This window comes from Sphingomonas sp. PvP056, assembly GCF_040549155.1.
Taxonomy (GTDB): domain Bacteria; phylum Pseudomonadota; class Alphaproteobacteria; order Sphingomonadales; family Sphingomonadaceae; genus Sphingomonas.
This window is the reverse complement of record NZ_JBEPST010000002.1, coordinates 53,431-66,537: the sequence shown is the minus strand read 5'-3', so window position 1 is coordinate 66,537 and position 13,107 is coordinate 53,431. Positions and strand designations below refer to the sequence as shown.

11 protein-coding genes are annotated in these 13,107 nt (G+C 64.0%); 7 read left to right on the top strand and 4 right to left on the bottom strand.

Translation table 11 applies throughout. The features are described 5' to 3' along the window. Window positions 1-40: 40 nt before the first annotated feature. A complete protein-coding gene (locus ABIC17_RS04505) occupies window positions 41-970 on the bottom strand; it encodes a hypothetical protein (RefSeq protein WP_354279580.1) in 930 nt (309 codons plus the stop codon). Between the two features lie 456 nt (window positions 971-1,426). Further along, entirely contained in the window at window positions 1,427-3,760 is a 2,334-nt protein-coding gene (locus tag ABIC17_RS04500; protein ID WP_354280557.1) for an FdhF/YdeP family oxidoreductase, read from the bottom strand. Between the two features lie 195 nt (window positions 3,761-3,955). On the opposite strand from ABIC17_RS04500, the gene fdhD reads away from it, so the two are divergent. Then, window positions 3,956-4,801 carry a formate dehydrogenase accessory sulfurtransferase FdhD gene (fdhD, locus tag ABIC17_RS04495; RefSeq protein WP_354279578.1) on the top strand — a complete coding sequence of 282 codons (846 nt, stop codon included), beginning with the start codon at window positions 3,956-3,958 and terminating at the stop codon, window positions 4,799-4,801. Beyond that, the gene (gene mobA / locus ABIC17_RS04490; protein ID WP_354279576.1) at window positions 4,798-5,334 is read left to right on the top strand and encodes a molybdenum cofactor guanylyltransferase; all 537 of its coding nucleotides are present in this window, start codon (window positions 4,798-4,800) and stop codon (window positions 5,332-5,334) included. The genes fdhD and mobA overlap by 4 nt, the downstream gene beginning before the upstream one ends. 11 nt (window positions 5,335-5,345) lie before the next feature. Here the strand turns inward: mobA and ABIC17_RS04485 are convergent, their stop codons facing one another. After that, a complete protein-coding gene (locus tag ABIC17_RS04485) occupies window positions 5,346-6,569 on the bottom strand; it encodes a molybdopterin molybdotransferase MoeA (RefSeq protein WP_354279574.1) in 1,224 nt (407 codons plus the stop codon). Window positions 6,570-7,022: 453 nt separating this feature from the next. On the opposite strand from ABIC17_RS04485, the gene ABIC17_RS04480 reads away from it, so the two are divergent. From ABIC17_RS04480 to ABIC17_RS04460, 5 genes are all read left to right on the top strand, one after another. Further along, a complete protein-coding gene (locus tag ABIC17_RS04480; protein WP_354279572.1) occupies window positions 7,023-8,414 on the top strand; it encodes a sugar transferase in 1,392 nt (463 codons plus the stop codon). A gap of 157 nt (window positions 8,415-8,571) precedes the next feature. Beyond that, window positions 8,572-8,811, top strand: coding sequence for an XrtV sorting system accessory protein (locus ABIC17_RS04475; RefSeq protein WP_354279570.1), 240 nt, complete (start codon window positions 8,572-8,574; stop codon window positions 8,809-8,811). A gap of 132 nt (window positions 8,812-8,943) precedes the next feature. Next, entirely contained in the window at window positions 8,944-9,834 is an 891-nt protein-coding gene (xrtV, locus tag ABIC17_RS04470) for an exosortase V (RefSeq protein WP_354279568.1), read from the top strand. Beyond that, complete coding sequence (gene epsI, locus ABIC17_RS04465) at window positions 9,831-10,547, top strand: exosortase-associated protein EpsI, V-type (RefSeq protein WP_354279566.1); 717 nt, start codon at window positions 9,831-9,833, stop codon at window positions 10,545-10,547. Before xrtV ends, epsI begins: the two co-directional genes overlap by 4 nt. A gap of 51 nt (window positions 10,548-10,598) precedes the next feature. Beyond that, entirely contained in the window at window positions 10,599-11,456 is an 858-nt protein-coding gene (locus ABIC17_RS04460) for a peptidyl-prolyl cis-trans isomerase (RefSeq protein WP_354279564.1), read from the top strand. 56 nt (window positions 11,457-11,512) lie between these two features. Here the strand turns inward: ABIC17_RS04460 and ABIC17_RS04455 are convergent, their stop codons facing one another. Continuing rightward, window positions 11,513-12,994, bottom strand: coding sequence for a tetratricopeptide repeat protein (locus ABIC17_RS04455; protein WP_354279563.1), 1,482 nt, complete (start codon window positions 12,992-12,994; stop codon window positions 11,513-11,515). Window positions 12,995-13,107: the final 113 nt, after the last annotated feature.

Sequence of the window (13,107 nt, the reverse complement as noted above, 5' to 3'; positions counted from 1 at the left end):
CATGCCCGCATTAGCCTCAACAGCGCGTGACGATGTGTGGTTAGTCCTGCGTTAAGCTCTCTGCCAATGCGGCATCAGCCTTGCGTTCCAGCGCAATCAGGCGGCGGCGGCGGAGCCATTGTACGAGGGCTGCGATGCCAAACAGCAACCCGGCGACCGCAAACTCCGTGATCCAGACCAGATAGGGCCAGCGCATCGACATCGCCGACCGGAACAGCACATAGTGTTTGGGGGTCATGCGGTAGCCGGCATAGCGATACAGGCGAAACAGTTCGCCCGGCAGTGCATCTGCGACCAGAATGCCCTCGCGCGCGCTCGCGGCGGCGGTGTCGGCGGATCCGTCGGTAGGCGCGAGTTCGATGAAATAGCGGATGTACGACGGGTCGGCCGCGGGATCGACCATCGGCGCGAACCGCACGTTACGCCGCACGAACCACAGATCCTCGTCGAATGCGGACGTGCGCGTGTAAATGATATTTCCGCGCAGTTCGGTCAGGCCCTGCGCCGGGACGGCAGGCGATGTCGTGCTCGCCGTCAGGCTCTGCATCGGCCCTTTCGCCGAGGGGAGTAGCAGGAGCATGAATGCGACGATCAGCGCCGCGATGAAACACCCTGCCGCCGTGTACACCAGCACGTTGAGAAACCGCGATGCGGAGCGGATCGCGCGAAAGAAATCGGGCCTGGCCGACACTGTATCGGTCGCCGGAACCGCAGCGGATGCTGCACGAGGGGATTTGCGGCGACGCCCGGTAAACAGGAATGGCAGCGGTGCGAGCAACAGCACGAACAACAGGAACGTCAACAGCGGGTGATAGACGCCGAATTCATTGAACTGCCATTCCGCAAGCAGCGCGACGACTCCGCGGTACGTACCGGATTGCCAGGTGAAATAGGCTACGACCAGAATGATCCACAACGGCAGCAATACGCGCGATGGATGCCGACGCACCGATTTGAACCGTACGCCCATTCTAAACCCTACTCATTCACGCCAGACGCTCGACGATAGCGCCATACGGCCATTGCGAACCGTGTCAAAACGGGATTGTCGCAATCGGTCCGTGGCTTGACACGGAAATTCGCCGACACCGACGACCGATCTGCGTTCACCAAGAAATGCATATTGCTCCCCGGATCATTCCCCTCGGTGCAATGCCCTGTCCGCTCTGCCCACGAGCGCGATGGCTTTTATGTTATCGCCCATACTGCATATATAACATCATATTGGCTCGTGATGTTGCTGATGTCGAATTAATTTGATTGAAAGTTCGCAGCGAGCTCAGAAAACAACATCGTAAGTTCCGGGCGTTACCTACCGGCGAATGGTCAGCCGCTTCCACCATGAATTTAGCGAAGATCACAACTCGGCAACCGTCTGGACCGCATCAGAGTGCCGACACTGCCGACACTCTGCTGCGCATCCGGCTTATCCTATTGTTGCCGGGGCAGGATCATCCGCCGCGATACGGACCGGCACCGATTTGCTTGCCGGGGTCTTCGACATTTCGTCGTGATGGCTCATCGGGACAAGCACGTTGCATTCGGGATAATAGCCCGCGATCGTTCCGCGCGGGATCTTGTACGCGGTCAGCGTGAGCCCCCCTAGGTGGCGGTCATGGCCGTCATCGACGTCGGTGGTCAGCTTGATCTTCTGGCCGTTGACGAGCCCGGCTGCCGCAATGTCATCGGGGTTCATCAGCAAAACGTCGCGGGTCCCCTCGATCCCGCGGAAACGATCCGAATAGCCGTAAATAGTTGTGTTGAACTGATCGTTCGAACGCATCGTGATCAGCCGGAACCTGCCGGGTGCATCTTTGAACCCGATCGACGTCAGTTCACCCGGCGTGGTGAACTCCGCCTTGCCCGATTCCGTCTTCCACACCCGCTCATGCGCGCCATTGCCGCGGTAGAACCCGCCGGCCTGATACATCCGCTGGTTATAGTCCCGGAAATCGTCAGGATAGGTCGCCTCGATCAGATTGCGGACCAGACTGTAATCGGCAGTCCAGGCGTCCCACTTGAGATGCTCGCTCGGCGCAAGGGTCGCCTTGGCGATACCGGTGACGATCGCCAGTTCGCTCATTACCTTGTCCGACACGGGCGTGCGATGCCCGATCGACGCGTTGATCATCGAGAAGCTGTCTTCGGTGGTGATGGTCTGTGGGCCGGTCGCCTGATCATCCTCCTCGAAGCGTCCGATGCACGGCAGGATATAGGCGAGCTTGCCAGGGAACAGATGGCTGCGGTTGAGCTTGGTCGACACCATGACGGTCAGGTCCTGAGTCGCCCACGCCTGCTCCATCCGCTTCTGGTCGGGCACCGCACGCACCAGATTGCCGCCGAGCGAAATGAACGCGCGCACCTTGCCCTCGAACAACGCCTCGCTCGCCTCGACGATGTTCATGCCGTTCTCGGACGGCGGATCGAAGTGAAACAGCGCCTTCAGCTTGTCGACCGGGATCAGCTCGATCTTCTCGGCGATTCCGACGGTGCGCTGCCCCTGGACGTTGCTGTGCCCGCGGACCGGGCAGCACCCTGCCCCCGGTCGCCCGATGTTCCCGCGCAGCAGCAGCAGGTTGACGAGCATTGCGACATTGGTCGCGCCGTGTGCGTGCTGGGTCAGACCCATGCCGTAGACGCCGATGACGTTCTTGGCAGCGATATAGACCCTGGCGGCATCGCGCAGCGCGGCTTCGGTCAGTCCACTCTCCTGCTCGATCTCGGACCAGGCAACGGTGCGGCAGCGGTCGATGAACGTATCGAATCCGGTGGTATGCTGGGCAATGAAGGCATGGTCGATGACGTGCGCGGTACCGGCCGACTTCGCCGCGTCATCCGCCTCCACCACGACCTTGCACATCCCCAGCATCGCCGCGATGTCGCCGCCCGCCTTCAACTGGTGATATTGGTCGGAGATCTTGGTCTCCTTGCCCGTCAGCATTGCCGCCGGGCTTTGCGGATCGACGAAGGAGACGAGCCCCTGCTCGATGATCGGGTTGAACGTGACGATCTTGGCGCCACGATCCTTCGCATCCTTGAGCGGGTGGAGGAAGCGCGGGCTGTTGGTCCCCGGGTTCTGGCCGAAGAAGAAGAACGCGTCGGTTTCCGCGAGGTCGTCCCACACGATCGTCCCCACGGGGGAGCCAATCACCTTCTTCAGCGCAACCGATGTGGTCTCGTGGCACATGTTGGAGCTTTGCGGCAGATTGTTGGTGCCATAGACCCGCGCCAGCAGCGCAAAGAGATAGGACGCTTCCAGCCCGGCATGCCCCGACGAGTAGAATACCGCACTGTCCGGATCGAGCGGCTTGAGCGCACCCGCGATCCCCGCAAACGCCTCGTCCCAAGTGGTTTCGACATAGCGATCGGTTTCGGCGTCGTAGCGCAGCGGGTGCGTCAGCCGACCGGTCTTCTCCAGATCGTGATCGCGCCAGCTCCGCAATTCGGTGACGCTGTGCGCTGGCTTGGTCCAGAAATCGGGGCCGCAGCGTGCGCTGGTCGATTCCCACAAGGTCGCCTTCGCCCCGTTCTCGCAGAATTCGAACGCGGAGTAGTTCACCGGCTTGGGCCAGGCGCATGACGCGCACATCACGCCCTTTGGCTTGTTCATCTTGGCCATGCTGGCGAGGGCGGGCGGCGTCGCCCAGGTTTCGCCGAAAATGCTCGCGATGCCGCGAAGCGAGCCCCACCCGCCCGCCGGTCCCGGCGAGTGCGGCAGATCCTTGGGAAGATCGGAGAGGTCCGAGGGTGTATGCGACATCTGCTTGTCCGACATGATATTTCCCATTGTTCAGCGCGCGCCCTGGTCGTGCGAGACCCGAAACGGGCAAGCGACAGGCATAGAACAGGAAAGCGAGCGGCAACCACTGAGGTTCCGTATCGTCAGGCGCTTTGCGGCTGGGCGGCGGAATCCCGCGATGCTTCCACCCTGGCGTGCCGTGCGTTAGATCGACCAATGCCAAACACATTCGCTGATCCCACCGGCCTGCCGTCGCACGCAACGTCCCTCCGCCCTGTCCTCGAAACCGTATCGATCGAGGGCGGACGCGAAACCTCCGGTCGCGGGATCGCAGAGGAAGTAGCGGTTGCGATTGAACTCGATGGCGTGGGGTTTGCCGTGATGATGGCGACCCCGCACGATCTGGAGGATTTCGTCGTGGGGTTGTTGCTTGCCGAAGGCGAGATCGCTGGCGCCGACGACCTGTCGAGCATCGACTTCGCCGCGCTCGACATCGGGATGATCGTCCGGGTCGACCGGCTGCGACCCGATCCGGTCGCGGTGATGGAACGGATGCGCCCGCGCACGACCGATTCGGCATGTGGCCTGTGCGGGCGCGATAGCCTCGACCGGGCGCTCATGCCCTTGCCGCAGGTCACCGCCCGGAGCCACGCCGACGCGGGGGCGCTGTTTGCGGCGGCGGGTGCCCTGCGCGACCACCAGCCGCTGAACCGGGCGACGGGCGCGGTCCATGCGGCTGCGCTGGCGGCACCCGACGGAACGATCCTGCTGGTGCGCGAGGATGTCGGCCGCCACAATGCCTTCGACAAACTGATCGGCGCGATGGCGCGCGGCGGTATTGGGTGGGACGGCGGGTTCGCACTGCTCAGCTCGCGTTGTTCGTTCGAACTGGTCGACAAGGCCGTGCGCGCCGACTGCCCGTTGCTCGCGACGATCTCCGCGCCGACTTCGCTCGCGCTCGAGCGCGCGGCGGCGGCGGGGCTGACGCTTGCGACGCTGGTGCGATCGGACACGCTGACCTTGCAGCTCTGTCCGGCTTCGGCACCGGGGCTGGTCGCGTGACGCTGCTCGGTGCGGTTCTGGCAGGCGGCGAATCGCGTCGCTTCGGCAGCGACAAGCTGGCGGCACGGCTGGGCGAGTGTACGCTGCTCGACCATGCGATCGCCTGGCTCGCTGCGCGGACCGACGCGGTGGTGGTATGCGGACGCGACGCTGCGGGCACCATGGGGCTAACCGACCTGCCCGCCCCCGGGCTAGGGCCGCTGGGCGGTCTCGCGGCCGCGCTGGATCATGCGCGTCGGCATGGTCATGCGACGGTGCTGACGATCCCGGGCGATACCCCTGACCTTCCGGTGGATCTGGCGGAACGTCTGGCGGAGATCGGCGCGCCCGTCTTCGTGCGCGGCTGCCCCGTCATCGGGCTGTGGCCGTCGTCGTGCGCGGACATGCTGATCGAGCATCTGATGCAGTCGGAAGATCGATCGATGCGCGGATGGGCGCGGACCATCGACGCACAGGCGCTAACGCTTCCGGATCCGATCCCCAACGTTAATTTCCCGGACGATCTCGCGGCGCTACGGCGTACCGAGCGATAGCGCGACAGCAGTCAGAACCGCAAGGTCGGCACCGGCGTGCCCGCCGCAAGCGCCGCTTCCTCGGCTGGACGCAGCACCAGCCGATCCGCCGAGGCGAGCATCAACTGCCCCGTCGTCATGCGTCGATCAAGGATGCGGACGCCGTCGCCCTCCGTCGCCGCGCAAAGGAACGCCTCACGCGCGCCCGTAGGCGGAACCGCGGCGAGCAACGGCAGTGGCTCCCACGACAGCGCCGCCCCGACGTCCTCCCCGCCCAACTGCGCGAGCAGCGGTGCGAGCAGCAACCGTGCGACCGTCATCGCCGCGGTCGGGTTCCCCGGGAGCGCGAGCACCGGTATCCCGCCGATACGTCCGCACCAGGTCGGCCGCCCCGGTCGGATCGCCAATCCGTCGAACCCGAGTTCCAACCCCTGCCCGGCGAGCGCCGCCTTGGCCGCATCCCGTGCGCCGTGCGCTGCGCCGCCAACCAGCACGATGACATCGACACCATCGCGCATTGCCGCGACCGCCCCGACCAGTGCCGCCGGGTCTTCCGCGATCCGTACCGTCTCGCACGGCTGCCCGCCCCAGGTCGCAGCGAACAGCACCAGTGCCTCGCCAAGCATGTCGGGGACCGCCTTGCTGTCGTTCGCCGCCTGGCCCGGCGCTGTCAGACCGTCGCCGCGGATCAGCACCCCGACCCGCGGCTTGCGCCTGACCGTGACGGTGGCGACGTCCGCCGCCGCCGCCGCGACCAGCGCGCGCGGATCGATCCGACGACCCGCAGCGAGTGCGATCTCCCCGCTTCGCAGATCGGAACCTCGTGCCCGGACGTAGGACCGCTCGATAGCCGCTCCGTCGGACGATACCCATCCGTCCGCAACGATCGCGCGCTCGATCGGAAGAACGCGTACCGCTCCCTGCGGAAGTGGTGCCCCGGTAGCAACGCGAAGTGCTTCGTCTGCCTTGATCGCGGTGTCTGCGGCGTCGTGCGGCTCGACGATCTTCCAACGCGGCAGCGTGCCGCCTATGATCTCGCTGCCCAGCGCGTAGCCGTCCATCGCGGCTGAATCACGACGGGGCAGGTCGATTCGGGCCCGAATCGGCGTCGCGAGCATCCGTCCACCGGCATTGGCCAACGAAAGTTCTTCGATCCCAAGCGGTTCGACCCGATCAGCGAGATATTTCAGGGCGTCCGCGAAGATCGGCAGAACACGGCGCGAAGCGGATCGCGCGGGATGAACAGAAACGCGCATTGCGATGCAATAGCCGTAAAACGCTCATCCGGCGAGCATTCCTGACCGGGCCTGAACCATCCGTTCGAACACGGTTCACCTGCTATTAACGGAATTTGGGCATGTTTATCGCATATTACGCAAACGGGCTGGCCGAAGGTCAGCCGCACATGGTCAATGGGGATTTCGCACATGCAATATCGGTAAGGTTCGGTTACACTATGCACCGTATGGGGGCCTTGCGCCCTACATTGGGTGCGTGCGTAAACCGATCGTCCCTTTCGAGGAACTATGCCGGAATGACATCCCGGGAGGCCCGCAACAACGCTGTTGATGTTCCCCAACCGACCTATTAATCCAAGCGTCCGCCTGCCCCCAGGGCAGTGCGTGGCGCTAAAGAAAGCTCGCGAAAACAAGCAGTTCGCGGGGTTTTGTTTGTTCCACGCCTTGCTTGCACCGGAGTCTGCGAGAGACATGCTGCAAAAAGCAGACGGCGAAACTGAATTCCAACGCCTGCATGCCGGGGCGACACCGATTTCCAAGCAGACGCGTCGGTTCCAACTGTACGTGCTGCTCGGCGTGTTCGATTTCGTCGCGATCCTGCTAGCCTTCCTGGCGGCAGGATTGCTACGCCCCGAACCGACGTTCGGATCGAACGGCCTGCGGCTGGCGATGCTGGTCGCGCCGATCTACGCGCTCGTCGCACTGAACGGCAATGCGTACGGCTATCAGGTCCTGCTCAACTGGAAGAAGGGGATGGCCAAGGCGGTCGGCGCGCTGATCTTCGCGATGGCTGCCGTGCTGTTCGTGGCATTCTTCTCGCGCGCCTCGCTCGAATTCTCGCGGATCGTGTTCGCGACCGGTGCAGCCCTTGCCATCGTGCTGGTCGGGCTCGGACGCTACAGTTTCAACAGCGTCGTCCGGCGCACCTTGGGCGCGGTGTTGCGCACCGAACTGATCATCCTCGACAATTGCGATCTCCCTCCGCTGGGAGATGCCTGGGTGATCGATGCGGCCGCCTACGGTCTGCGTCCCAACCTGCGCGATCCCAACATGCTCGACCGGCTCGGTACGGCCGTGCGCGGCGCCGATTTCGTATTGGTGTGCTGCGCGATCGAGGACCGCGCGGCATGGTCGCTGCTGCTCAAGGGCACCGACGTCCAGGGATTCGTGCTCGCGCCCGAGTTTGATGAAGCGGGCGCGAACCGGATTATGCGGTACGAGGGCCAGAGCGTGATGCAGGTCGCGTCGGGTCCGCTCGACGTTCGCAGCCGCGCGATCAAGCGCACGATGGATCTGGCGGTCACGGTTCCCGCGATCATCGCGCTCTCGCCGCTGCTGTTGACGGTGGCGCTCGCGATCAAGCTCGACAGCAAGGGGCCGATCCTGTTCCACCAGCAGCGGCTCGGCCGGTCGAACCGGTTGTTCTCGGTGTTCAAGTTCCGCTCGATGCACGTCGAGGATTGCGACGCCGACGGAAACCGCTCGATCACCCGCAACGATCGCCGCGTGACGCGTGTCGGCGGGCTGATCCGCGCAGTCAGCATCGATGAACTTCCGCAGTTGTTCAACGTGCTCCGTGGCGAGATGAGCCTGGTGGGCCCGCGCCCGCATGCGCTCGGCTCGCTTGCCGGCGAACAACGTTTCTGGGAAGTCGACCAGCGCTACTGGCATCGTCACGCGCTCAAGCCGGGGATCACCGGTCTGGCGCAGGTCCGTGGATTGCGTGGCGAAACGCGAGAGCGCGACGATCTCGTCAAGCGGTTACAGGCGGATCTCGAGTATCTTAACGACTGGTCGCTCGGACGCGACATCGCGATCATGCTCGCGACATTCCGGGTAATCGTTCACGACAAAGCGTATTGAGACATTGTTTCGTTTCCGGACCAACCATCCGGTGTACGAAAAAAACCCGATGTATTCATCGCGGTTATGAGGCTATTTACCGCATGCGCCGTAACTAGCCGAATTGGCAGACGTCCTCCCCGCGCCGGTGACGACGTGGGGATTGGGAGGGAAACACTTGGAAACGCTTTACGATTGGCTGACGTTGGCCATTTTTGCCGGGCTGATCATCCTGTTCCTGCAGCGCTCGACCGCCGAAACGCCGAGCGACAAGATGATCCATTATGCCCCCCCGGCGATTGGGTGCGCGGTCGCGAATTACCTTGGAAACCACGAACAGCATGCGCTGGCGGTCATCGCGATCGTCGCGATCCTGGTTTATATCTGGTACGTTCTCAAACCCTTGCAACGCAGCTGACGGTCGTGCGGTGAGGCACTGGGATCCCCTCATGCCGTCACGCCGTGACGATTGCCAAAACTCCATCGTCCTTCTCGGAGTCATCGAGTCGGACCCGTGGCTCCTACCTTGCTCCCGCCGAGGCACCGTGTGATGTTGACGACGATTACCCCTCCAAAAGTCACGCCACGGTCCCGTGTCTGGACCCCGGCGCTGCTGTTTCTGATCGCCGCGGCGCTGGTTTTCCTTATTCCGACGATGCTTGACGTCGCCCGGGAGAGTTGGAGCACCGAACAGGGCGCGCACGGTCCGCTGGTGCTGGCGACCGGGATTTGGCTGGTGCTGCGGGAACGGCACCGGGTCGCGGCGGTGGCCGCTCCGGGCAACGCGCTGATCGCCGCGGTCCTGCTCGTACCGTTGCTCGCGCTGTTCACCGTCGCGCGGATCACCTCGGTGATCGAGGTCGAATCGATCGTGATGTACCTGTGCCTGATCGTTGTCTTCTATGCGGTCTACGGCGGTGCGGCGGTGCGCGCGATCTGGTTTCCGCTGGTCTATCTGCTGTTCGTCTTCCCGCCGCCCGACACGTTGTTCGCCGCGCTGACGCAGCCGCTCAAGATCGCCATCTCGCAGTGGTCGGTCGATATCCTGTATCTGCTGGGCTATCCCGTGGCGGGATCGGGCGTGACGATCCAGATCGGGCAATATGAAATGCTGGTGGCGGCCGCTTGCGCTGGCTTGAACTCGCTGATCAGCCTGACTGCGCTGGGGTTGTTTTACACTTATCTGCGGCACAGCTCGAACTGGCGCTACATGCTGCTGCTGGTCGCGTGCATCGTGCCGATCGCTGTGCTGGCGAACCTCGTGCGCGTGCTGATGCTGCTGCTCATCACCTATCACTTCGGTGAAGCGGCCGGACAGGGCTTCTTCCACGAACTGGCGGGTATGACGATGTTCGTTACTGCCTTGCTCGGCATTTTCGTGATCGACTGGATCTTCACGCCGCTGCGCCAGCGCTGGGCACCCGAAGGACACATCGCATGAGCCAATTCATCGCCGACCAGCACCTGCCGCCCGTCGGGCCGTCCAGCCCTGCCCTGCCCCGTCGCCAGGTTCTGGCGGGAGCAGGGTTGCTCGCTGCGGCGGGTGCCGCGCTCGCCTTCAAGCCACGGACGGTCTTGCGCACGCTCGGCACCGCCAAGCTCGATGCGCTGGTTCCGCACGATTTTGCCGGCTGGCATTTCCAGGCGGCCAGCGGTCTGGTGCTGCCGCCCGCCGACCAACTTCGCGACCGGATCTACAGCGAATTGCTCACCCGGGTGTACCAGCACCCCGACGGCGGCATGATGATGCTGCTGATCGCCTATGCCGGCTCGCAGGACGGGACGATCCAGGTTCATCGCCCGGAAGTCTGCTATCCCGCGGGTGGGTTCCGCCTGACCGACATCGAGGATCGCGACGTCAAGCTCGCCCCCGGGGTTGAGGTGCCAACTCGCTTCATCGTCGCAGAGACCGAACTGCGCACCGAACAGATGATCTACTGGACGCGGCTTGGGCATCTGTTCCCCCGCAAATGGTCGGATCAGAAACTCGCGGTGATTGAGGAAAACCTGCGCGGACTCATTCCCGATGGCGTGCTGGTGCGGATCTCGACGATCAATGCCGGCGACGCTCGTGCGAGCCTCGACCATTTCGCCGCCGCCCTGTTCGGCGCGGTCGGCCCCCGGATGAAGTCCGTGCTCATCGGCCCGGCCTGACGCTCACTTCCAGTAAAACGACACTTTCAGACATTTAAAGGGGTACCAAAAATGATGCGCAACAAGACGATGCTGATCACGGGCGCAGGCGCGCTGCTCCTGCTCGTCGGGGGCTGCGAGAAGAAGGTCGGCGGCCAGGTCGTCGCCGTCGTCAATGGCGAGGAAGTCACGCAGCAGGAGGTCAACGCCGAACTGCAGGCCGCAAACATCCCGGCGACCGCCGACAAGAAAGCGGTCATGGCGCAGGTCGTCCAGCAGATCGTCGATCGCAAGCTGCTAGTGCAGAAGGCCAAGGCTGAGGGTCTCGACAAGTCGCCCAACTATCTCGAGCAGCTGCGCCGCGGTGAGGATGCGTTGATCATCAACCTGCTGACCACCAAGGCAGCGAAGGGCGTCGCCTTGCCCGACACCGCAGCGGTCGACAAGTTCATCGCCGAGAATCCAACGCTGTTCAGCGAGCGCAAGCGCTACACGCTCGACCAGATCTCGTTTCCGCAGCCGACCGACCAGACGGTGTTGCGTCAGCTCGAGCCTGCGCATTCGCTCGAGGCGGTTGCGGCGACTTTGTCCGCAGCGGGAATCCAGTTCACGCGCGGCAAGGCCGATCTCGACAGCGCGATGCTGCCGCCCCCGGTCGCGGCGAAGATCGCAGCCCTCCCCGCTGGCGAGCCGTTCGTCACGCCGGACAAGGGCCGCATCGTCGCAAGCGTGATCACATCGACCACGCCATCGCCGACGCCGGAAGCCCAGGCGCGCCCTGCGGCACTTGAATTGCTGCGTCGCCAGTCGCTTGGCACCGCGATGCAGAAGCAGCTGGATGCCGCACGTGCGGCCGCCAAGATCACGTATCAGCCGGGCTTCACCCCGCCGAAGACTCCGGCCCCCGGCGCAACCGCAACCGCGCCCTGACCCGTTGCGATCGGGGCCTTCCGAACGAAGGTCCCGGTCCGGTCAGCCCCGCCGCATCAACGTTGCAGCGGATCGCTGGACAGATGGAAGCTCGCGAGCACGGCTTGCGCCCGCGGGCTAATCTGCGCCGAACGCGCCATGTCGCGGAGTACGGTCGACGCTTCGTCGCTCCGCCCGCGGGCGACCAGCATCTTCGCCAGCCGCGCGGCAGCACGCGTTGACGCAGGCGCGACTCGCAAGGCTTCGCGCAAATTGGCTTCCGCCAGTTCGGGCTGGTTCTGCACCAGTAGGATATCGGTCAGCGCGAGACGCGCCGTAATGTTCGTGACGTCGTCGGTCACGAGTTGCCTGCCATCCGACAGGGCACCCTCATAATCATGCATTGCCGCGCGCAGCCGCGCGCGGGTCAGCAGCGCCCGTGGCTGCGACGGATCGACGTCGAGGACATCCTGGACGCGGGCCAATGCATCCTGAACACGCCCCTTCAACCCCACGGAAAACGCTAGCGCGGCCTTTGCGTTGGAATTGCCCGCGTCGGGCTCGCCCGTCGGCACGGCATCGCCGAGCACCCGAAGCGCGAGATCGGGTTGACCGATCTCGTTGGCGAATTGCGCGAACGTGGCCTTTATCTCGACCGCATCCTCCTGCCCCCCAAGCAGGATCTGCTGTGTCGACAGGGCATCGCGGCCCGCGTCCAGCCACATCTCGAGAATCTTTGACGCAAGCGCGATGTCCTTGGGGTTCTTTCGCAATACCGGCAGGACGAAGTCGAAGGCCCCGTCGGGACGCCCGGTCTGGTACAGCCAGTCCGCATAATCGAGCTGCATCTGCGTATCGGACGGATTGGCGTTGGCGAGGCGCGCGAGTGTCTTCTGATAGCCGTCGGCATTGCTGGTCTTCTGATAGAGATCGCGCAGGAACACGAGGCGCGAGGTGCCGTCACCGGGGGCCTTGAGCGATTCCTCGATCAATGCCGCAGCGGCAGCGTTGTCGCCCTTATAGGCCAGCGCCTGTCCCTTCAGGATCAACGCCCCGACGTCGGCGGCATTGGCCCCCAGCACGCGATCCGCGAACACCAGCGCATTCTTCCAGTCGCCGCGTTGCAACGCAGCGCCACCCTTCATCGTCAGTGGCAACGGATCGTTGAGGTTGATGACGAGCAATTGGTCCGCATAACGATCGACCTTGTCGGGCTGGCGCACGTTGAGCCCGAGCTGGCACAATTGCCGCAGCGCCTCGATGTTGCCGCGATCGAGCTGATAGACGTTCTCATAGGCGTCGAACGCCCCGGCGAAGTTCTTGGTCGCCAGGCTGATGTGCGCAGAGGTCAGCCAATAGTCACTGACATCGTCGCGAATGCCGAGCGCGGTCTGGATGTTGCGCCGCGCCACCGCGAAATTGCCCTGTTGCAACGCGGCTTCGGCCTCCGCTGCGGCCTGCGCGGCGCGGGTGTCCTTCGACGCACAGCCGCTGACCCCGCCGACCAGAAGAAGCGACGCGGCGAGGGCCGCTGCGAACCGTGCAGGCAAAGGCTTCATTGCGGGAAACGATCCGATAACGCGTAAGGATGGGACAAGCCGACCGTGCCGGGGGCCGACGCGCATTGTCAATGTCTTCATCTGGGATTGCCGATACGGCTACAGGACAACAC

What these genes read in the sequence shown, in the direction of transcription:
- ABIC17_RS04455 (WP_354279563.1), bottom strand. Translation starts at nt 12,994, where the DNA reads ATGAAGCCTTTGCCTGCACGGTTCGCAGCGGCCCTCGCCGCGTCGCTT.
- xrtV (WP_354279568.1), top strand. Translation starts at nt 8,944, where the DNA reads ATGTTGACGACGATTACCCCTCCAAAAGTCACGCCACGGTCCCGTGTC.
- ABIC17_RS04485 (WP_354279574.1), bottom strand. Translation starts at nt 6,569, where the DNA reads ATGCGCGTTTCTGTTCATCCCGCGCGATCCGCTTCGCGCCGTGTTCTG.
- ABIC17_RS04500 (WP_354280557.1), bottom strand. Translation starts at nt 3,760, where the DNA reads ATGTCGCATACACCCTCGGACCTCTCCGATCTTCCCAAGGATCTGCCG.
- ABIC17_RS04505 (WP_354279580.1), bottom strand. Translation starts at nt 970, where the DNA reads ATGGGCGTACGGTTCAAATCGGTGCGTCGGCATCCATCGCGCGTATTG.
- epsI (WP_354279566.1), top strand. Translation starts at nt 9,831, where the DNA reads ATGAGCCAATTCATCGCCGACCAGCACCTGCCGCCCGTCGGGCCGTCC.
- fdhD (WP_354279578.1), top strand. Translation starts at nt 3,956, where the DNA reads ATGCCAAACACATTCGCTGATCCCACCGGCCTGCCGTCGCACGCAACG.
- ABIC17_RS04480 (WP_354279572.1), top strand. Translation starts at nt 7,023, where the DNA reads ATGCTGCAAAAAGCAGACGGCGAAACTGAATTCCAACGCCTGCATGCC.
- ABIC17_RS04460 (WP_354279564.1), top strand. Translation starts at nt 10,599, where the DNA reads ATGATGCGCAACAAGACGATGCTGATCACGGGCGCAGGCGCGCTGCTC.